This is a genomic window from Pseudomonas sp. MAFF 730105, assembly GCF_055380705.1.
In genome coordinates this window covers 5,205,108-5,224,202 of the sequence record NZ_AP018438.1, presented here as the reverse complement: position 1 = coordinate 5,224,202, position 19,095 = coordinate 5,205,108, and the positions used below count along the sequence as shown (strand labels likewise).

At 62.6% G+C, this 19,095-nt stretch carries 15 protein-coding genes; 3 read left to right on the top strand and 12 right to left on the bottom strand.

Annotated elements, in window-relative coordinates; all coding sequences use genetic code 11:
- Window positions 1-6: 6 nt before the first annotated feature.
- On the bottom strand, window positions 7-1,863 hold the full coding sequence (locus PCOSP_RS22835) for a copper resistance system multicopper oxidase (protein ID WP_464709563.1): 1,857 nt from the start codon (window positions 1,861-1,863) through the stop codon (window positions 7-9).
- A 336-nt stretch (window positions 1,864-2,199) separates the two neighbouring features.
- On the opposite strand from PCOSP_RS22835, the gene nadA reads away from it, so the two are divergent.
- A complete protein-coding gene (gene nadA, locus PCOSP_RS22830) occupies window positions 2,200-3,258 on the top strand; it encodes a quinolinate synthase NadA (RefSeq protein WP_024779477.1) in 1,059 nt (352 codons plus the stop codon).
- Window positions 3,259-3,381: 123 nt separating this feature from the next.
- Here the strand turns inward: nadA and PCOSP_RS22825 are convergent, their stop codons facing one another.
- From PCOSP_RS22825 to PCOSP_RS22790, 8 genes are all read right to left on the bottom strand, one after another.
- Complete coding sequence (locus PCOSP_RS22825) at window positions 3,382-3,870, bottom strand: RDD family protein (protein ID WP_139647697.1); 489 nt, start codon at window positions 3,868-3,870, stop codon at window positions 3,382-3,384.
- 93 nt (window positions 3,871-3,963) lie between these two features.
- Window positions 3,964-4,176 carry a cold-shock protein gene (locus PCOSP_RS22820; protein WP_040070294.1) on the bottom strand — a complete coding sequence of 71 codons (213 nt, stop codon included), beginning with the start codon at window positions 4,174-4,176 and terminating at the stop codon, window positions 3,964-3,966.
- Window positions 4,177-4,571: 395 nt separating this feature from the next.
- Window positions 4,572-5,696, bottom strand: coding sequence for a glycine cleavage system aminomethyltransferase GcvT (gcvT, locus tag PCOSP_RS22815; protein WP_464709562.1), 1,125 nt, complete (start codon window positions 5,694-5,696; stop codon window positions 4,572-4,574).
- A gap of 40 nt (window positions 5,697-5,736) precedes the next feature.
- Entirely contained in the window at window positions 5,737-7,113 is a 1,377-nt protein-coding gene (locus PCOSP_RS22810; RefSeq protein ID WP_464709561.1) for an L-serine ammonia-lyase, read from the bottom strand.
- 130 nt (window positions 7,114-7,243) lie between these two features.
- On the bottom strand, window positions 7,244-10,093 hold the full coding sequence (gene gcvP / locus PCOSP_RS22805; protein ID WP_175384690.1) for an aminomethyl-transferring glycine dehydrogenase: 2,850 nt from the start codon (window positions 10,091-10,093) through the stop codon (window positions 7,244-7,246).
- A gap of 10 nt (window positions 10,094-10,103) precedes the next feature.
- Entirely contained in the window at window positions 10,104-10,487 is a 384-nt protein-coding gene (gene gcvH, locus PCOSP_RS22800; protein ID WP_175364257.1) for a glycine cleavage system protein GcvH, read from the bottom strand.
- Between the two features lie 428 nt (window positions 10,488-10,915).
- Window positions 10,916-12,424 (bottom strand): sigma-54-dependent transcriptional regulator, encoded by a 1,509-nt coding sequence (locus tag PCOSP_RS22795; RefSeq protein ID WP_464709560.1) that lies wholly within the window; start codon window positions 12,422-12,424, stop codon window positions 10,916-10,918.
- 213 nt (window positions 12,425-12,637) lie between these two features.
- Window positions 12,638-13,543, bottom strand: coding sequence for a LysR family transcriptional regulator (locus tag PCOSP_RS22790; RefSeq protein ID WP_139647709.1), 906 nt, complete (start codon window positions 13,541-13,543; stop codon window positions 12,638-12,640).
- Between the two features lie 112 nt (window positions 13,544-13,655).
- On the opposite strand from PCOSP_RS22790, the gene PCOSP_RS22785 reads away from it, so the two are divergent.
- Both PCOSP_RS22785 and PCOSP_RS22780 read left to right on the top strand, forming a co-directional pair.
- Complete coding sequence (locus tag PCOSP_RS22785) at window positions 13,656-14,534, top strand: MBL fold metallo-hydrolase (RefSeq protein WP_175364198.1); 879 nt, start codon at window positions 13,656-13,658, stop codon at window positions 14,532-14,534.
- A gap of 173 nt (window positions 14,535-14,707) precedes the next feature.
- The gene (locus PCOSP_RS22780) at window positions 14,708-15,322 is read left to right on the top strand and encodes an NAD(P)-dependent oxidoreductase (protein WP_464709559.1); all 615 of its coding nucleotides are present in this window, start codon (window positions 14,708-14,710) and stop codon (window positions 15,320-15,322) included.
- A gap of 178 nt (window positions 15,323-15,500) precedes the next feature.
- Here the strand turns inward: PCOSP_RS22780 and PCOSP_RS22775 are convergent, their stop codons facing one another.
- From PCOSP_RS22775 to aauS, 3 genes are read right to left on the bottom strand one after another with little or no spacing between them, the layout of a single operon-like run.
- Window positions 15,501-15,830, bottom strand: a complete 330-nt coding sequence (locus PCOSP_RS22775; RefSeq protein WP_175364201.1) for a GlpM family protein — start codon at window positions 15,828-15,830, stop codon at window positions 15,501-15,503.
- 26 nt (window positions 15,831-15,856) lie between these two features.
- Window positions 15,857-17,185, bottom strand: a complete 1,329-nt coding sequence (gene aauR / locus PCOSP_RS22770; protein ID WP_139647716.1) for a two-component response regulator AauR — start codon at window positions 17,183-17,185, stop codon at window positions 15,857-15,859.
- On the bottom strand, window positions 17,182-19,083 hold the full coding sequence (gene aauS, locus PCOSP_RS22765) for a two-component sensor histidine kinase AauS (RefSeq protein WP_139647718.1): 1,902 nt from the start codon (window positions 19,081-19,083) through the stop codon (window positions 17,182-17,184). Before aauS ends, aauR begins: the two co-directional genes overlap by 4 nt.
- Window positions 19,084-19,095: the final 12 nt, after the last annotated feature.

Here is a 19,095-nt window from a genome sequence, read left to right as displayed (position 1 = left end):
GGCTCCTCATTCCTGTACCCGGATTTCACGGAACATGCCCGTTTCCATGTGGAAGAGCAGGTGACAGTGATACGCCCAGCGTCCGAGGGCATCGGCGGTGACCCGGTAGCTGCGCCTGGAGCCGGGCGGCACGTCGAGGGTGTGCTTGCGCACCATGAACTGACCGTTTTCGTCCTCCAGATCGCTCCACATGCCGTGCAAATGGATGGGGTGAGTCATCATGGTGTCGTTGATCAGCACGATGCGCAGTCGTTCGCCGTACTTGAACAGCAACGGCTCGGCGTCGGAGAACTTCACGCCATTGAATGACCAGACGAATTTTTCCATGTGTCCGGTCAGGTGCAATTCAATGGTGCGACCCGGTTCGCGGCCGTCCGGGTCGGGGAAGGTGCTGCGCAGGTCCGCGTAGGTCAGCACCTTGCGACCATTGTTGCGCAAGCCCATGCCGGGGTCGTCGAGCTTGGGCTTGACGCTCATGGCTTGCATGTCCACCAGTGGGTTGTCTTGCTCCGATGGCGGATGGGACGGCATGTTGCCCATACCTGGCATCGCGCCGTGGTCCATCATCGGCATGTCACCCTGATCCATGGTCGACATTTCGCTTTGATCCATGCCCTCCATACCCTGCATGTCCTGCATGGCGCCGTGATCCATTGCGGGCATCTTGCTGTGATCCATGCCTTGCATCGATCCATGGTCCATGCCGCTCATATCACCCATGCCAGCCATGCCACCGTGGTCCATGCCGCCCATGCCCATATCGTCCATGGTCACCAGCGGTCGCGGATCAAGCAGTGGGACCGGGGCCGAGAGCCCGGCTCGGGTCGCCAGGGTGCCGCGGGCATACCCGGTGCGGTCCATCGACTGGGCAAACAGGGTATAGGCCTGCTCGGTCGGCTCGATGATGACGTCGTAGGTTTCGGCCACGGCGATCCGGAACTCATCCACTGGCACCGGATTGACGTATTGGCCGTCGGAGGCGACGACCGTCATTTTCAGGCCGGGGATGCGCACATCGAAGTAGGTCATGGACGAACCGTTGATGAAGCGCAGGCGAATCCGCTCGCCCGGCTTGAACAGGCCCGTCCAGTTCATGTCCGGCGCCTGGCCGTTCATCAGGTAGGTGTAGGTCGCGCCGCTGACGTCCGCCAGGTCGGTGGGGTTCATTTTCATCTCGGCCCACATCTTGCGATCGGCCACGGTGGCGCCCCAGCCCTTGCTGGCGACATCGTCGATGAAGTCGCCGACGGTGCGTTTGTTGTAGTTGTAGTAGTCCGACTGCTTCTTGAGTTTGCGGATGACGTCGGCGGGGTCTTCGTCGGTCCAATCGGTGAGCATCACCACGTAGTCCCGTTCGTACTGGAAGGGCTCGGGCTCCCGGGCATCGATGACCAGCGGCCCATACACCCCGGATTGCTCCTGGAATCCGGAATGGCTGTGGTACCAGTACGTGCCGTTCTGGCGGACCTTGAATTGGTAGACGTACTGGCCGTCGGGTTCGATGCCCTTGAAGCTCAACCCGGGTACGCCGTCCATGTTGGCCGGCAGGAGAATGCCGTGCCAGTGGATGGACGTGGTGTCTTTCAAGCGATTGCGTACCCGCAGGGTCACTGTGTCGCCTTCGCGCCAGCGCAGCAGCGGGCCGGGAATGCCGCCGTTGATGGTTTGGGCGATACGGGGATGGCCGGTGAAATTGACCGGGCTTTCGCCAATGAACAAGTCGAAGTCGGTGCCGCTCAATACAGTGGGCTGGCCTGGGCCGGTCACCGCCCAGACGGGGGTGCGCCACAGGCCCAGACCACCCAGGATGCTGCCAGCGGTCAAGCCCTTTACGAAGGTGCGCCGGGAAGTTTTTGTTTGCATCGATAAAAGTCCATCCGTCGATTCGCGACATGCACAGGGGCTGTCCCCGTACAGGTGTGAAGCAAAGATGACACAGGCAAGAGGGGCGGGTGATTACATTTCAGTCAGGTTGGTTCGGCTTTCCGCTCCCCAGCGACGCAGTGTTTGATGGCGTTGGAGCGTGCCGGCCAGGCACCAATCAGAATGATCTTTTGCATCGGCGGGATATTCTGTAGCCTTGCCGGCTTCACGCTGTCCCGTGCCTGATTGATACCCACTTTCCCGGCGGTACCCGAGTGGTCCGGAGCCGGGTGTATACTCGACTTTCGCGCAAATGCGCCTGCAGGTCTTGCGAACATGACGCAAATTTCCGAACGCCTTCTGGTCCAGGCTCACCTCGACGCCAAACAGCCCAAGCCGCTGAGTGCCGAGCAAGAGGCCTGGTACCGCGCCGCCATCGCCGCCGAGCTCAAGGCTCAGGACGCGGTGCTGGTCGCGCACTTCTACTGCGACCCGATCATCCAGGCCCTGGCCGAGGAAACCGGGGGCTGCGTGTCCGACTCCCTGGAAATGGCCCGCTTCGGCAACGCCCATCCGGCCAAGACCGTGGTGGTGGCCGGGGTCCGGTTCATGGGCGAGACCGCCAAGATCCTCAATCCTGAAAAACGTGTGCTGATGCCGACCCTGGAAGCCACCTGTTCCCTGGACCTCGGTTGTCCGGTGGACGAGTTCTCGGCGTTCTGCGACCAGCACCCGGAGCGGACCGTGGTGGTGTATGCCAACACGTCGGCGGCGGTCAAGGCCCGTGCCGACTGGGTGGTGACGTCCAGCTGTGCGCTGGAAATCGTCGAGAGCCTGATGGACAACGGCGAGACGATCATCTGGGGGCCGGACAAGCACCTGGGCACTTACATCCAGCGCAAGACCGGTGCCGACATGCTGCTCTGGGACGGCGCTTGCATCGTCCACGAGGAGTTCAAGTCCAAGCAACTGGAGGACATGAAGGCCTTGTACCCGGACGCCGCGATCCTGGTGCACCCGGAGTCGCCGACCTCGGTGATCGAACTGGCGGACGCCGTGGGCTCCACCAGCCAACTGATCGCCGCAGCCCAGAGTCTGCCGAACAAGACGCTGATCGTCGCGACCGACCGTGGCATTTTCTACAAGATGCAGCAGCTGTGCCCGGACAAGGTCTTCATCGAAGCCCCTACCGCCGGTAATGGCGCGGCCTGCCGCAGTTGCGCCCACTGCCCGTGGATGGCGATGAATACCCTGGAGCGTACCCTCAAGAGCTTGCAGGAAGGCACCAACGAGATCTTCGTCGACCCGGCGTTGATCCCCCAGGCCATTCGCCCGCTCAAGCGCATGCTGGACTTCACCCAGGCAGCGCGGATGAAGCTGGCTGGTAACGCCTGAGTCCTGATGTTCGTTCCCACGCTCCGCGTGGGAATGTCTCTACGCACGCTCCGCGTTCGGCTCTGGGACGCGGAGCGTCCTTGGCTGCATTCCCACGCAGAGCGTGGGAATGAGACGTGTGAATCATTTGGTCTTCTTGGGAACCCGCACCAATTGCGTGTCCGAGTAGATGTCATGCCAGCTGCGCTTGCGCTTGTCGAACAACGACCAGAGAAAGCCCAGCCCTACCGGCAGCCATGAGGCAATCGACACCACGAACCGCAACAGCGCCTGCCACAGGCTGATGGCCGAGCCATCGGCGTTCTGCACGCGGATGCCCCACACCTGCATGCCCAGGGTCTGGCCGTTGTGGGTCCAGAACTTGGCGAAGAAACCGAACAGCACGAACAGCAGCACGGTGGACAGCAAGGGGTCGCCATCCAGTGCGCCGGCTTCGGTGAGGGTACGCATTTTCTCTTCGCCGATGATCCCCATCTGGACCATCTTGTAGATGCCGCTGGTGACGATCAGCAACGCCGTGCACAGCAGAAAGTCATAGAACATCGCCGCCAGGCGACGACCCAGGCCAACGGGGGGAAAGTCGCCCTGAGGGGTAAGCAGGTGTTTCGGCATGACGGCCTCGGACCAAAAAGAAGCCCATTCTACGGATTTACGCCCATAAAAAAGCCCCTGATATCAATCAGGGGCTTCTGGGGTTGCGAAAGCTTAGGCTTCGGCAACAACCTCGTCAGCCTGCATGCCTTTCTGGCCTTGCACGGCAACGAAGGTGACTTTCTGGCCTTCTTTCAGGCTCTTGAAGCCGCTGCCCTGGATGGCACGGAAATGCACGAACAGATCCGGACCGCTCTCAGGAGTGATAAAACCAAAACCCTTTTCGTCGTTGAACCACTTGACGGTACCGCTCTGACGCTCAGCCATTTTCTTATTTCCTTTGACGCTTAAATTGATGACAGCCTCTTTCACTTGAAAGAGTACTGGGGCTGGGTTGCAGGAAAGTAAGAGACGTCGAACGGGATGTAGCGAACTTCATAGGCTACTGCCCAGGTCACGATTCCAAGCGACCCATGCAAACACAGTGACCAAACTCTACGCCAACTACGAATGAAAAAACAACCCCCTCTGAAGGGCCCGGTTTTCCTAAGCTTTGCGCTATTTATGCGTTTCGTTGGCCTGGGCTTAATCGATAGGCTAGTTCAATTGTTTGCCAACCTTATAAACACCGTTCAATAGGAAATAAATGCACCTTTTTATGGCGGTTGCGTTACACATTAGTGCACGTATAACGCAATCGCGTTACTTATAGAAACAGTCAATCAGCCGCGGTAGTAGCGTTGTGCAACGAATGGCATTTTGCTTACAAGCAAAGGCACCTTTTTCCCACGGACAATGGCCCAGACGGGCGTTTCCAGGGCGGTATAGGCGGCGTCCAGATAACCCATCGCCAAAGGACCGCCCAGGGTCGGACCGAAGCCGCCGCTGCACACCGCACCGATGATCTCGCCTGCCTCGTTGACGATTTCCGCACCTTCGCGCACCGGGGTGCGTTCCTGGGGCAGCAGGCCGACGCGTTTACGGCGCACGCCATTCTGTTGCTGGGCGAACACGGTTTCAGCGCCCGGGAAGCCACCTGCGCGGGCACCGTCGGCACGGCGAACCTTGGAAATGGCCCACAGCAGGCTGGCTTCGACCGGCGTCGTCTCGGTATTCATGTCGTGGCCGTAGAGGCACAGGCCGGCTTCCAGCCGCAGGGAATCACGGGCGCCGAGGCCGATGGCGGCCACTTCCGGTTCCGCCAGCAGGGCGCGGGCGAGCTTTTCCGCATCGGCGGCGGGCACGGAGATTTCGAAACCGTCTTCACCGGTGTAGCCCGAACGGCTGACAAAGCAGTCCACGCCCAGCAGCGTGACGCGCTGGAATTGCATGAAGGTCATTTTCGCCACGTCCGGTGCCAGGCGGGCCAGTACGGTGACGGCTGCCGGACCTTGCAGGGCGAGCAGGGCGCGGGCCTCGAACAGCGGCTCGATGTCGCACTGGCTGCCGATGTGAGCGCGCAGATGGGCCAGGTCCTGGTCCTTGCATGCTGCGTTGACCACCAAGAACAGCTCGTCGTTGCCCAGGTTGGCGACCATCAGGTCGTCGAGAATGCCGCCGTTGGCGTTGGTGAACATGGCATAGCGTTGCATGCCCACCGGCAGGTCGATGATGTCCACCGGCACCAGGGTTTCCAGGGCCTGGGCGGCGCCCGGGCCGGTCAGGCGGATCTGGCCCATGTGGGACACGTCGAACAGCCCGGCCTGATCGCGGGTATGCTGATGTTCTTTCATGACCCCCAATGGGTATTGCACCGGCATGTCGTAGCCGGCGAACGGCACCATGCGGGCGCCCAGTTCTAGGTGCAGGGCATGCAGCGGGGTCTTCAGCAGTTGTTCGGTGGACATATCAGCTCCTGGAAAAATGAAGAGAGGCAAGCAGCGCGCATCAGCATTCGATGATGTTGACCGCCAGACCGCCACGGGCGGTCTCCTTGTATTTGCTTTTCATGTCGGCGCCGGTCTGGCGCATGGTGCGGATGACTTTGTCGAGGGACACGAAGTGATGCCCGTCGCCGCGCATGGCCATGCGCACCGCGTTGATGGCTTTCACCGAGCCCATGGCGTTGCGTTCGATGCAGGGCACCTGCACCAGGCCGCCGATCGGGTCGCAGGTCAGGCCGAGGTTGTGTTCCATGCCGATTTCAGCGGCGTTTTCCACTTGCTGCACCGTGCCGCCCAGGACTTCGCACAAGGCACCGGCGGCCATGGAGCAGGCGACGCCGACTTCACCCTGGCAACCGACCTCGGCACCGGAGATGGAGGCATTTTCCTTGTACAGGATGCCAATGGCGGCGGCGGTCAGCAGGAACCGCACCACGCCGTCCTCGTTGGCCCCGGGAATGAAGCGCATGTAGTAATGCAGCACGGCCGGGATGATCCCCGCCGCGCCGTTGGTGGGCGCGGTGACGACACGCCCGCCAAAGGCGTTTTCCTCGTTGACGGCCAGGGCATACAGGTTGACCCAGTCCAGCACCGACAACGGGTCGCGCAACGCCGCTTCGGGGTTTTTGCACAACTGGCGGTGCAGTGCCGCTGCCCGTCGCTTGACCTTCAGTCCGCCCGGCAGGATCCCTTCATTGCGGCACCCGGCCGCCACGCAATCTTGCATCACCTGCCAGATCTTCAGCAGGCCGGCGCGGGTTTCGGCTTCGGGGCGCCAGGCGCTTTCGTTGGTCAGCATCACCTGGCTGATGGACAGGCCATAGGTGCTGCAGTGGCCCAGCAGGTCCTTGGCGCTTTTGAACGGGAAGGTCAGGACCGTGGCGTCTTCGACGATACGGTCGGCGCCGGCGGCGTCTTCATCGACGACGAAACCGCCACCCACCGAGTAATACTCGCGGCTGCGCACTTGCAGGCCCGCACCGTCGAAGGCACGGAAGATCATGCCATTGGGATGGAAGGGCAGCGGCTTGCGAATCATCGCCAGGTGCAGCTTTTCGTTGAATTCGATGGAATGTTGGCCCAGCAGGTTCAAGCGACCGTTGTTGCGAATGTCCTGCAGGCGGGCGTTTACCGTTTCGGTGTCCACGGTGTCCGGGTGTTCACCTTCCAGGCCCAACAGCACGGCCTTGTCACTGCCGTGGCCCTTGCCGGTGGCGCCGAGGGAGCCGTACAGCTCGACCTTGACGCTGGTAATGGTTTCGAGCAGGTCATCACGACGCAGCCCTTCGACGAAACGGGCAGCGGCACGCATCGGGCCGACCGTATGGGAGCTGGAAGGGCCGATACCGATCTTGAACAGGTCGAACACGCTTAACGACATGGTGTTTCTCCGGTTTCTTTTTATGACGATCGAAAGATTGAGAGGGAACCCTGTGGGAGCGAGCAGGCTCACTCCCACAGGGGCATAGGCGGTGTTGTTGCGAGGGGGCGGTTGACCCGCCCCTCACAGGTCAAGCGTAGCTTTCGATCGACGGGCAGGCGCAGACCAGGTTGCGGTCGCCGAATACGTTGTCGACCCGGCCCACTGGCGGCCAGTATTTGCTTTCGATCAACGACGCGACCGGGTACACCGCTTGTTCGCGGCTGTAGGGGTGGGCCCACTCGCCGACGATTTCCGCCGCGGTGTGCGGGGCGTTTTTCAGCGGGTTGTCGTCCTTGTCCAGGCTGCCGTTTTCCACTGCGCGGATTTCTTCGCGGATGCAGATCATGGCGTCGCAGAAGCGGTCCAGTTCTTCCTTGGATTCACTTTCGGTCGGCTCGATCATCAGCGTGCCGGCCACCGGGAACGACATGGTCGGGGCGTGGAAGCCGAAGTCGATCAGGCGCTTGGCCACGTCGTCGACACTGATGCCGCTGCTGTCCTTGAGTGGGCGCAGATCGAGGATGCACTCGTGGGCCACCAGGCCGTTGCTGCCGGTGTAGAGCACCGGGTAGTGCTCTTCCAGGCGACGGGCGATGTAGTTGGCATTGAGGATCGCCAGCTGCGAGGCGCGCTTGAGGCCGGCGCCACCCATCATGCGGATGTACATCCAGGTGATCGGCAGGATGCTGGCGCTGCCGAACGGCGCCGCACATACCGCACCTTCCTTGCGCTCCATGCTGGCATGGCCCGGCAGGAAAGGCGCCAAGTGCGACTTGACGCCAATCGGGCCGACGCCCGGGCCGCCGCCGCCGTGGGGAATGCAGAATGTCTTGTGCAGGTTCAGGTGCGACACGTCGCCGCCGAACTTGCCCGGGGCACAGAGGCCGACCATGGCATTCATGTTGGCGCCGTCGATGTACACCTGGCCGCCGTTGTCATGGATGATGCCGCAGATTTCGCGGATGCCTTCCTCGAACACGCCGTGGGTGGACGGGTAGGTGATCATCAGCGCGGCGAGGTGTTCGCGATGCTCGATGGCCTTGGCCCGCAGGTCTTCGATGTCGACGTTGCCACGGGCATCGCACGCGGTGACGACCACGCGCATGCCGGCCATGTTGGCGGTGGCCGGGTTGGTGCCGTGGGCCGACGAAGGGATCAGGCAGATGTCGCGACGGTCTTCGCCACGGCTCTGGTGATAGGCGCGGATCGCCAGCAGGCCGGCGTACTCACCCTGGGAACCGGCGTTGGGTTGCAGCGACACCGCGTCGTAGCCGGTGGCGGCGCAAAGCATGGCTTCCAGTTCATCGGTCAACTGCTGGTAACCGGCGCTCTGCTCGGCCGGGGCGAATGGGTGCAGGGCGCCGAATTCGGCCCAGGTCACCGGGATCATTTCGCTGGCGGCGTTGAGTTTCATGGTGCAGGAACCCAGCGGGATCATGGTGCGATCCAGGGCCAGATCCTTGTCGGCGAGCTTGCGCAGGTAGCGCATCAGCTCGGTTTCGGAGTGGTAACGGTTGAACACCGGGTGGCTGAGGACCGGCGACTGGCGTACCAGTTCGGCAGGGATACGGCTTTGTACGCTGGCGGCCAGGGTGGTGAAGTCCGGCAGGGCCTTGCCGCCGGCCAGCAGTGCCCACAGGGTTTCGATGTCGGCCTGGCAGGTGGTTTCGTCCAGGGACAGGCCCAGGCGTTCAGCGTCTACCGCGCGCAGGTTGATGCGTTTGGCGCGGGCCTGGTCGTGCAGGGCAGCGGTTTGCGCGCCGGTGTGCAGGGTCAGGGTGTCGAAGAAGCTGTCCTGTTCGACGCTCACGCCCAACGCGCCCAGGCCCTTGGCGAGGATCGCGGTCAGGTGATGGATGCGGTTGGCGATTTGCACCAGGCCCTTGGGACCGTGGTACACGGCGTACATGCTGGCGATGTTCGCCAGCAGCACCTGGGCGGTGCAGATGTTGCTCGTGGCTTTCTCGCGACGGATGTGTTGCTCGCGGGTCTGCATCGCCAGGCGCAGGGCCGGCTTGCCGAAACGGTCCACGGATACCCCGACCAGGCGGCCTGGCATGTCGCGCTTGAAGGCATCCTTAGTGGAGAAATACGCCGCGTGCGGGCCGCCGAAACCCAGCGGTACGCCGAAGCGTTGGGCGCTGCCGATGGCGACATCGGCGCCGAATTCGCCCGGCGGGGTCAGCAGGGTCAGGGCCAGCAGATCAGCCGCGACTGCCACCAGGGCATTGGCCCCGTGGAAGCGCTCGGTCAGTTCGCGGTAGTCGAACAGGTCGCCGTTGCTGGCCGGGTATTGCAGCAGCGCGCCGAAGAACGGGCTGGCATCGGTCAGCTCGCGTTCGTCGCCGACCACCACGTCGATGCCCAGGGGCTCGGCACGGGTGCGCAGCACGTCGAGGGTCTGTGGGTGGCAGTGGCGCGAGGCGAAGAAGGCATTGCTGCCCTTGTTCTTGCTCAGGCGCTTGCAGAAGGTCATGGCTTCGGCGGCGGCGGTAGCTTCGTCCAGCAACGAGGCGTTGGCAATCGGCAGGCCGGTGAGGTCGCTGATCAGGGTCTGGAAGTTCAGCAGCGCTTCGAGACGACCCTGGGAAATTTCCGGTTGGTACGGCGTGTAGGCGGTGTACCAGGCCGGGTTTTCCAGCAGGTTGCGCAGGATCGGTGCCGGCGTATGGCAGTTGTAGTAGCCCTGGCCGATGTAGGTCTTGAACAGCTGGTTCTTGGCGGCGATGGCCTTGATCGAGGCCAGTGCATCGGCTTCGCTCTGGCCATCACCCATCTCCAGCACGCTGGTTCCCTTGATGCTCTCAGGGATGACGCTGGCGCTCAGGGCTTCCAGGGAGTCGTAGCCCAGGCGTTCGAGCATGGCTTGCTCGTCGCTGGCCCGCGGGCCGATATGACGGGCGATGAATTCGTTGGCGGTGCCCAGATTAACGGTCATGTGGCGCTCCTCAGGCTTCGGCGTTGGCTTTGATCAGACGGTCATAGGCGTCCTGATCCAGCAGTTGGCCAACTTCAGCGGCATTGGCTGGCTTGAAACGGAAAAACCAGCCTTCGCCCAGCGGATCTTCGTTGACCAGTTCAGGATTGCTTTCCAAGGCCGGGTTGACTTCCAACACGTCACCGTCCAACGGCATGTAGACACCGCTCGCGGCCTTCACCGATTCCACGGTAGAGGCTTCGTCACCCTTGGCGTAGGTTTGCAGTTCCGGTAACTGAACATAGACCACATCGCCCAAAGCGTTCTGTGCGAACGCGGTGATGCCGACTGTGACGCTGCCATCGGCTTCGGCGCGCAGCCATTCGTGATCTTCAGTGAAACGCAACTCGCTCATGGAAACTCCTGGGGCCAGATTCGTCTGGTGGACGCGAAGAAAGGCGCGGGACATGACCCGGCCGTATGGTTATATCCATAGCAAGAATGCGGCCAATATCGATAAGTGCTTATGGATCAATGATTTGAGGGGGGGTGGAGCGGTGTGGATAACCTTGGCTGTAGCGAAATCGCTACAGCGTCGCGCCTGGAAAAAATGATTGTGGGATCAAAGCCTTATCCGGCGCAGTTTACCGCTGCCTGTAGCGATATCGTTCCACTGTAGCGCTTTCAGTACAGATGGAGGTCGTTTTTGAGCCGATTATTGGTCAAGGCAGGCCCTGTGGGAGCGAGCCTGCTCGCGATGGCGGAGTATCAGTCAATATTTCTGTAGCAGGCACGCCGCCATCGCGAGCAGGCTCGCTCCCACAGAGGTCCTTCCAGAGGGCCCTATGGCTTGTTGGGAATCCCGTACTTGCGCAACCGGTGGGCGATCGCCGTATGGGAGGTCTGCAGGCGGCTGGCGAGTTGACGGGTGGACGGGTAGTTGACGTAGAGGCTTTCGAGCAAGTGTTTCTCGAAGGTTTCCACGGCCTGTTCCAGGCTTTCGACGTCTACATCGCCTTGTCGCGCGACGGAAGTGCCGGCGATGTCCAGGTCACCAATGTCCACCAAGCTGCTCTCGCAGATCGCCGCGGCGCGGAAGATCACGTTCTGCAGTTGTCGCACGTTGCCAGGCCAGCGGTTACCCAGCAGCGCCGGATAGGTGCCGGGGGCCAGGCGACAGACCGGTCGCTGAATCTGCGCGCAGGCCTGCTGCATGAAATGCCGGGCCAGCAGCAGGATGTCCTGGCCGCGCTCACGCAATGGCGGGACCTCGACGTTGAGCACGTTCAGGCGATAGAACAGGTCTTCGCGGAACGAACCCTCGTTGACCATTTTCTCCAGATTGCGATGGGTCGCGCTGAGGATCCGCACGTTGACCTTGATTTCCCGGTCGCCGCCGACCCGGCGGAAGCTGCCGTCATTGAGGAAACGCAGCAGCTTGGCTTGCAGATACGGCGACATCTCACCGATTTCGTCCAGGAACACCGTGCCCTGGTTCGCCAGTTCCATCAGTCCTGGTTTACCCCCCCGTTGTGCGCCGGTAAAGGCGCCGGGGGCGTAGCCGAACAGTTCGCTTTCGGCCAGGTTCTCCGGTAGCGCGGCGCAGTTCAGAGCCAGGAACGGTGCGCCATAGCGCGCGCTGATGGCATGGCAGGCCCGCGCCACCAGCTCCTTGCCGGTGCCGGTTTCGCCCTGGATCAGCAGTGGTGCATCCAGCGCCGCAACCCGTTGCGCCCGAGCCTTGAGGGTGCGGATCGCCGGGGAGTCGCCGAGCAGCGCATCAAAACCTTCGGCATGGTCGTGGTGCAGCGCCGACAGGCGTTCGCCGATGCGGTTCGGCTGGTACAGCGTGAGCAGTGCGCCGGCGTCGGTGATGGGCGTGGCGTCCAGCAGCCAGGTCTGGCCATTGAGGGTGATTTCCCGCAGCGGCAAGCGAAAGCCGTTCTCCAGCAAGGTGCCCAACAGCGTCTCGTCCCCGAACAGCCCGGCCACGCTTTCGCCGGCCGGTTCCCGACCGTACAGGGCGATCAGCGCAGGGTTGGCGAGCAACACGTTGCCAGCGCTGTCGAGGGCCAGCACCGGGTCGGTCATGGCCGCCAGAAGGGCATCGAGCTGCAGGTGCCGACGCTGGCCCGGCAGGATGTCCACCACGGTAACCGCCTGCACTCCCCGCACGCTGAACAGCGCCTCACGCAGCTCGTCCAGCACCTGCGGGCTGAGGGTCGGGGCGTCGATGTAGACGTTGGGCGGCACCATCTCCACCGCATCCAGATTGAGATTGCGCCCACCCAGCAACGCCAGGACTTCCTGGGTGATGCCAACGCGGTCGATGAAACTGACGTGGATACGCATGGGGCGGTTTCGGGTTCTGGAGTGCGGAGGGTGGCAAGTATGCCTTGGGGCGGGCTGTTGGTGGAATCCAGGTGCACGACTTGAGAGGCGTATTGCCCCCAGTGGGAGCGAGCCTGCTCGCGATGGCGATGTGTCAGTTGCGCAAATGTTGACTGATACTCCGCCATCGCGAGCAGGCTCGCTCCCACAGGGACAGTGGTGAGGAAGTATTTTTTACAACCCCACATCCCACTCCGGCGTCTCGGGAAACCTCACCACCAGGAAATCCACCAGGCTGCGCAGCGCCGACGGCATGTGTCGGCGTGATGCGTACACCGCGTACATGTTCATCTGCCGGGGTTCGGCGTGGGCCAGCAGGCGGGTCAGTTCGCCGCTCTTGATGTGGGCGCCGGCCTGGTAGCTGGGCAGCATTGCCACGCCGGCACCGGCCATGGTCGCCCGTAGCAAGGTGCTGGCGTCGTTGCCGCTGATATTGCCCTGCACCGGCACCGAGACCTGCTCGCCATCCTGCTCGAAATGCCAGAGGCTCTTGCCCACGTAGGAGTGGGTCAGGCAATTGTGCTGGCTCAGGTCTTCGACCCGTTGCGGTACCGGGTGTTTGCGCAGGTAACCGGGCGAGGCGCAGATCACCGAGCGGCAGACAGTAAGACGCCGGGCGATCAGGCTGGGGTCCAGGTCGTTGCTCATGCGGATCGCCAGGTCGATGCGTTCGTCCACCAGGTTCACGGTGCGATCCAGCATTTGCAGGTCGACGCTCACCCCCGGATACCGGGTGACGTACTCGGTGATCGCCGCTGCCAACTGGGCCTGGCCAAACGAGGTGCTGGCGCTGATGCGCAAGATGCCTCGCGGGGCGTCGTCTGGCGCGCTGACAGCCGCCTGCATATCGCTGGACAGTTCCAGCATCTGTCGGCAGCGCGGCAATACCTCCAGGCCTGCGGCCGTCAGGCTCAGTTTGCGGGTGGTACGGTGCATCAGCCGGGCACCGACCCAATCCTCCAGCTCCGCCAGATACCGCGAGACCACCGGCCGCGACAGGTCCAGGTACTCGGCCGCTGTCGACTGGCTGCCCAGGTCCACCACGGCGACAAACACCCGCATTGCTTGTAGACGATCCATGATTTGCCCGCTTTCAGAAACAAACTATGTCGTAGCATCGCATTTTTTGGAACGAACCAGATGACTAAGCTCCGTTTCATTGCCCTCGGGCCCATGGACAACGGAGCACAGCATGACCGCAATCCCCTCACTCAAGCGCCTGTTGCTGGCAACCGCCGGCCTGGTCTTCACCGCCCACGCCTGGGCCGCCGACCTTACGCTCGACGTCTACAATCCTGGCGAGGCGGCGGTTTTCCCGGTGACCTCGGTACTGGTCAGTGGCGCAAAGGAGGCGATTCTGGTGGATGCCCAGTTCGGCAAATCCCAGGCTGAACAGGTGGTGCAGAAAATCCGCGCCAGCGGCAAGCAATTGACCGCGATTTATATCAGCCATGGCGACCCGGACTACTATTTCGGCCTGGAAACCCTGACCGCTGCGTTCCCTGAAGCCAAGGTGCTGGCGTCTGCACCGACCGTCGAGCACATCAAGCAGACCGTCGACGGCAAGCTTAAATACTGGGGGCCGATCCTGAAGGCCGACGCGCCGGCCAAGGCTGTCGTGCCCCAAGTGCTCAAGGGCGACAGCCTGATGCTGGAAGGCCAGCGCTTGCAGATCGTCGGCCTCGACGGTCCACAACCGGACCGCAGTTTCCTGTGGATTCCTTCGATCAAGGCGGTGGTCGGCGGTGTGGTGGTGGCCGAGAACATTCACGTCTGGATGGCCGACACCCAGACGCCGCAATCCCATAAGGATTGGCTGGCGACCCTGGCCGGTATTGAGAGGTTGCAACCGAGCACCGTGATCCCGGGGCATTACCTGGGCGAGAGTGCCCGCTCCCTGGCCGCGGTCACCTTCACCGCCGGGTACATCAAGGCGTTCGACGAAGAGACCGCTCGCGCCAAGGATTCCGCTGCGCTGATCGCGGCCATGAAACAACGTTATCCCAACCTGGGGGAAGACAGCTCCCTGGCGCTCAGTGCCAAGGTGGCGAAGGGGGAGATGAAGTGGTGAGGGACTTGTTCTTGTTATGCAGGAGCAAGGCCTGTGGGAGCAAGGCTTGCCCGCGATGAATTTGATACGGTCTTTCTGAAAATCGCGGCGTCTGTATCGCGAGCAAGCGTTGCTCCCACGGGCTTTGTATTCACAACAGTATTTTCAAACATCGTTAATCACTGGAGAACATCATGAGCAAAATCGCAATCATCGGCGCTACCGGTCGTGCCGGCAGCCAACTGATGGAAGAAGCCCTACGTCGCGGTCACAGTGTGACGGCCATCGCCCGTAATACCGCGAAAATCGGGGAAAGGACCGGGGTGACCTGCAGGCAACTGGACGTACTGGACAGCGAGGCGTTGACTGCCGCAGTCGACGGTCACGATGTCGTGATCAGCGCTGCCCACTTTGCCACCGTATCGGCCGACAAGATTGTCGCTCCGCTGAAGGCCGCCGGGGTCAAGCGGTTACTGGTGGTGGGCGGCGCAGGCTCGCTGCTGTTGCCGGACAATAGCCGGGTGATCGACAGCGATGGTTTTCCAGAGGAATACCTTGCCGAAGCCACTGCCGGTGCTTTGTTCCTGGACGTGCTGCGCAAGGAACAGGACCTGGACTGGACCTTCCTCTCGCCCTCGGCGGAGTTCGTGGAAACCGCACGCACCGGCCAGTTCCGGCTCGGCAAGGACCATCTGATGTTTGACGCCGCCGGGCGCAGCTGGATCAGCTTTGCCGACTATGCCATTGCGATGATCGATGAAGTGGAAGCACCGCAGTTCTCAGGCACGCGGTTCACCGTCGGCTACTGATCCGGCGCGATCGCGCGCATGCTCTCCCACAATGGTATGGGGTGATCGCAGAGACCGCGGTCGCATCGGCCCCTGTGGGAGCGAGCCTGCTCGCGATGGCGGCAGTACAGGTAGCATCGCCACACGCTGATCCACCGCGATCGCGAGCAGGCTCGCTCCCACAGGGTGCCGTCAACATTCAGCCGTGCACCCTCACCCAGACACTGACCAGCACCGTCGCCGCCATCAGCCAGGCCACGGCCGCCACGGCCAGCGAAGCCTCGAGGCGCATGCGGTCGACCATGATGTACAGCGTCGCCAGGTACACGAAGTAGGGAATGATCGACCACATGCCAAACACGATGGTGGTCTTCAGGTCGTCCACCGAGCGACCCTTGCCGACGATATAGTGGGCAATCAGGGCAAAGGTGGGGAACAACGGCACCAGCCCGGCGATGTAATAGTTTCGGGTCTTGGCGAGCATCGCCAGGACCACCACCACCGCCGCGCCGAGCGCCGCCTTGAAAATCAGGTCCACAGCTTTATCGTCCCCGGTTAATGGCTCAAGCCGTACTTTTTGACTTTGTCGAAGAGCGTGGTCTTGGCCATCCCCAGTTCCAGGCTGGCCTGGGTCAGGTTGCCACCGCTGCGTTGCAGGGCGTCGACCAGCAGGTTGCGTTCGAAGGCTTCCACCGCTTCGGCGAAGGCCAGGCCCTGGCTGCCGCCGCTGGCCCCGGACTTCTTGAAGGCCGGCAGGCCGAGGGCGAAACGTTCGGCGACGTTGCGCAGCTCACGTACGTTGCCCGGCCAGTCGTGGCTCATCAGGTTCGACAGGGTCTGGTTGTCCAGCGTCGGCACCGTACGGTCGAAGCGCAGGGATGACTGCTGAAGAAAATGCTCGAACAGTTGCAGGATGTCTTCGCGCCGTTCCCGCAGCGGCGGCAGTTCCAGGGTCACCACGTTGAGGCGGTAGTACAGGTCGCTGCGAAACTGCCCGGCCCGACCCAGTTCATCCAGGTCGGACTTTGTGGCGGCGATCACCCGGCAATCCACGGCCACGCTCTGGTTCGAGCCCAGCCGTTCGAGGGTGCGCTCCTGCAGCACGCGCAACAACTTGATCTGCAAGGGCAGGGGCATGCTTTCCACTTCATCGAGAAACAGCGTGCCGCCGTCGGCGTGCTCGATCTTGCCGATCCGACGCTTGCCGGCGCCGGTGAAGGCATTGGCCTCATGGCCGAAAATCTCGCTCTCGAACAGGTTCTCTGGCAAGCCGCCGCAGTTCAGTGCGACGAACTGTTTACCATGGCGTCGGCTGAAATCGTGCAGGCAACGGGCGACCAATTCCTTGCCGGTACCGGTTTCGCCTTCGATCAGCACGTTGGCCGAAGTATCGGCGACGTTGGCGATCAATTCCCGCAAGTGCTGCATGGCTGGCGAACGGCCGATGATCCGGCCCTCCAGGGAGTCGCGCTCGGCCAGTTGCCGACGCAGCGAAGTGACCTCGCGGGCCAGGCTGCGCTGTTCCAGGGCGCGACGGGCAACGTCCACCAGGCGTTCGGGAGAGAAGGGTTTCTCCATGAAGTCGTAGGCGCCTTTCTGCATGGCGCCCACCGCCATGGAGATGTCGCCGTGACCGGTGATCAGCACCACCGGCAGGCTGCGGTCCCGTGCCTTGAGGCGGGTCAGCAGCTCCAGGCCATCGATGCCCGGCAGGCGGATGTCACTGATGACGATGCCGGCAAAGTCATCGCCGACCCGTGCCAGGGCTTCCTCGGCGCTGCCCACGCCGACGCAGGGAATGTCTTCCAGGGCCAGGGCCTGCTGGCAGCCCAGCAGGACATGGGGATCGTCTTCGACGATCAGTACGCTCAGGTCGTTGTTCATAGCGGCTCGGCAGATAAAGGGCTTACCAACGGTAAACTGAGGACAAAGGTGCTGCCACCGCCATCCGGGTGCTCGACATCCAGGTGCCCGCCAGCGGCAGCGGCCAGGCTCGCCGAGAGCGTCAGGCCCAGGCCCAGGCCTTGTTCGCCGGGTTTGGTGGTGAAGAAGGGCTCGAACAGATGCTTGCGTGTTTCCGGGTCGATACCGTGGCCATTGTCCCGTACCCGCAGGCGATATTTCCCATCCTGGGCCTGGCCTTCGAGCCACAGCCGTGGCTCGGGTCGGCCCTGCATGGCGTCCAGGGCATTGCCGATCAGGTTCACCAGGATCTGCTCCAGGCGCGTCTGGTCGATCTGCACCTGGACGTTATCGAAACCGGTATGCACCTGGACATGCTGGCTTTCAAGGCGAGCGGCCAGCAGTAGCTGGGCGGCCTCGACGGCCTTGCCGAGGCTGGCGCGGCCCTTGTCATCCCCGCGCCGGGCGAAGGAACGCAGGCTGGCGGTGATCCGCCCCATGCGATCGATCAGTTCGTTGATGGTCTTGAGGTTAGCGCTGGCGGTATCCAGCTGGCCGCGTTCCAGGAAGCGCACGGTGTTACCGGACAAGGTGCGCAGCGCGGCCAACGGCTGGTTGAGCTCGTGGGCGATGCTGGTGGACATCTGGCCGATGGCTGCCAGTTTGCCGGCCTGTACCAGTTCGTCCTGGGCCCGGCGCAACGTTTCTTCGGCCTGCCGGCGTTCGCGGATCTGGCTCTTGAGCCGATCGTTGCTGGCTCGCAGGTCGGTGGTGCGTTCGGTAATCCGACGTTCGAGCTGGCTGTTGGCTTCCTGCAAGGCTTCGCGGGCGGCGAGGCGGGTCGCGATGACCTTGCGCCGTTCGTTCCAGGCGATCAGCAGGAACGCTACCAGGGCGAAGGCCACGGCCACCAGGATGCCCTGGTTGATCGATTGGCGTCGCAGGTCTTCAAGGGGTGTCAGCAGGGTGAAATTCCACGGCGTGTCGTTCAGGGGCCGGGTCTGCGAGAGGTAACTGATGGCCTGTTTTTCGGCGGCCACTTCGGTGTTGGCCGGGAACGTCAGTTTCTCCATGCCTTCGGTCAGCCGTTCTCGGGCCAGGGGGATCAGTTCGTTCAGCGGGAACCAGTAATACTGCAGGCTGCGGGCCAGGCGTTCCTTGGTGTCATCACTCAGCGGACGTACGGACTTGAGGCGTCGTGCCGGGTCGCTGGAGAGAATGATGATGCCGTTCTCGTCGCTGACGAACGCTTCCAGTCGCGCCCGTTGCCAGCGTTCCTCCATGGCTTCGAGCCGGACCTTGACCACGGCCACGCCGATGATCTTGCCCTGTTGTTCCAGACCATGGGCCAGGTAATAGCCGGGTTCGCCGTTGGTGCTGCCGATGCCGTAGAAGCGTCCCGGCTGGCCGCGAACGGCGTTCTGGAAATAGGCGCGGAAGGACAGGTCTTCGCCCAGGTAGCTGTCGACGTCGCGCCAGTTGCTGGTGGCCATGACCCGGCCGGTGGTGTCCATCACGTAGATGGCCCGGCTGCGGCTGCGGCGGTTCAGGCCTTCGAGGTATTCGTTGACGGTCTTGCGATGTTCCGGTGTCGGGTCGTCGAGCAGTTGCGAGACGCTGGACTCAAGCTCCAGCAGGCTGGGCAGGTAGGTGTACTTGCTGATCTCGCTCTCGACCGCGCGGGCGTGCAATTCCAACTGGCGCTCGCCATTCTCGGCGAGACCGCGAATGCCGTAGTGCTCGCTGATCCAGAAACCAAGGTAACCCAGGCCGATCATCAGGGCGATGATCAACGGCGGCAGGAACAAATGGCGGATCAGGCGGGGTTTCACGGCAAGTGATGGCGGCGTCGCGCGATAGAGGGTGGGGTCGCATTTCATCACAGAAGCCTT

Coding starts and splice junctions, on each gene's coding strand:
- PCOSP_RS22835 (WP_464709563.1), bottom strand. CDS start 1,863: ATGCAAACAAAAACTTCCCGGCGCACCTTCGTAAAGGGCTTGACCGCT.
- nadA (WP_024779477.1), top strand. CDS start 2,200: ATGACGCAAATTTCCGAACGCCTTCTGGTCCAGGCTCACCTCGACGCC.
- PCOSP_RS22825 (WP_139647697.1), bottom strand. CDS start 3,870: ATGCCGAAACACCTGCTTACCCCTCAGGGCGACTTTCCCCCCGTTGGC.
- PCOSP_RS22820 (WP_040070294.1), bottom strand. CDS start 4,176: ATGGCTGAGCGTCAGAGCGGTACCGTCAAGTGGTTCAACGACGAAAAG.
- gcvT (WP_464709562.1), bottom strand. CDS start 5,696: ATGTCCACCGAACAACTGCTGAAGACCCCGCTGCATGCCCTGCACCTA.
- PCOSP_RS22810 (WP_464709561.1), bottom strand. CDS start 7,113: ATGTCGTTAAGCGTGTTCGACCTGTTCAAGATCGGTATCGGCCCTTCC.
- gcvP (WP_175384690.1), bottom strand. CDS start 10,093: ATGACCGTTAATCTGGGCACCGCCAACGAATTCATCGCCCGTCATATC.
- gcvH (WP_175364257.1), bottom strand. CDS start 10,487: ATGAGCGAGTTGCGTTTCACTGAAGATCACGAATGGCTGCGCGCCGAA.
- PCOSP_RS22795 (WP_464709560.1), bottom strand. CDS start 12,424: ATGCGTATCCACGTCAGTTTCATCGACCGCGTTGGCATCACCCAGGAA.
- PCOSP_RS22790 (WP_139647709.1), bottom strand. CDS start 13,543: ATGGATCGTCTACAAGCAATGCGGGTGTTTGTCGCCGTGGTGGACCTG.
- PCOSP_RS22785 (WP_175364198.1), top strand. CDS start 13,656: ATGACCGCAATCCCCTCACTCAAGCGCCTGTTGCTGGCAACCGCCGGC.
- PCOSP_RS22780 (WP_464709559.1), top strand. CDS start 14,708: ATGAGCAAAATCGCAATCATCGGCGCTACCGGTCGTGCCGGCAGCCAA.
- aauR (WP_139647716.1), bottom strand. CDS start 17,185: ATGAACAACGACCTGAGCGTACTGATCGTCGAAGACGATCCCCATGTC.
- aauS (WP_139647718.1), bottom strand. CDS start 19,083: ATGAAATGCGACCCCACCCTCTATCGCGCGACGCCGCCATCACTTGCC.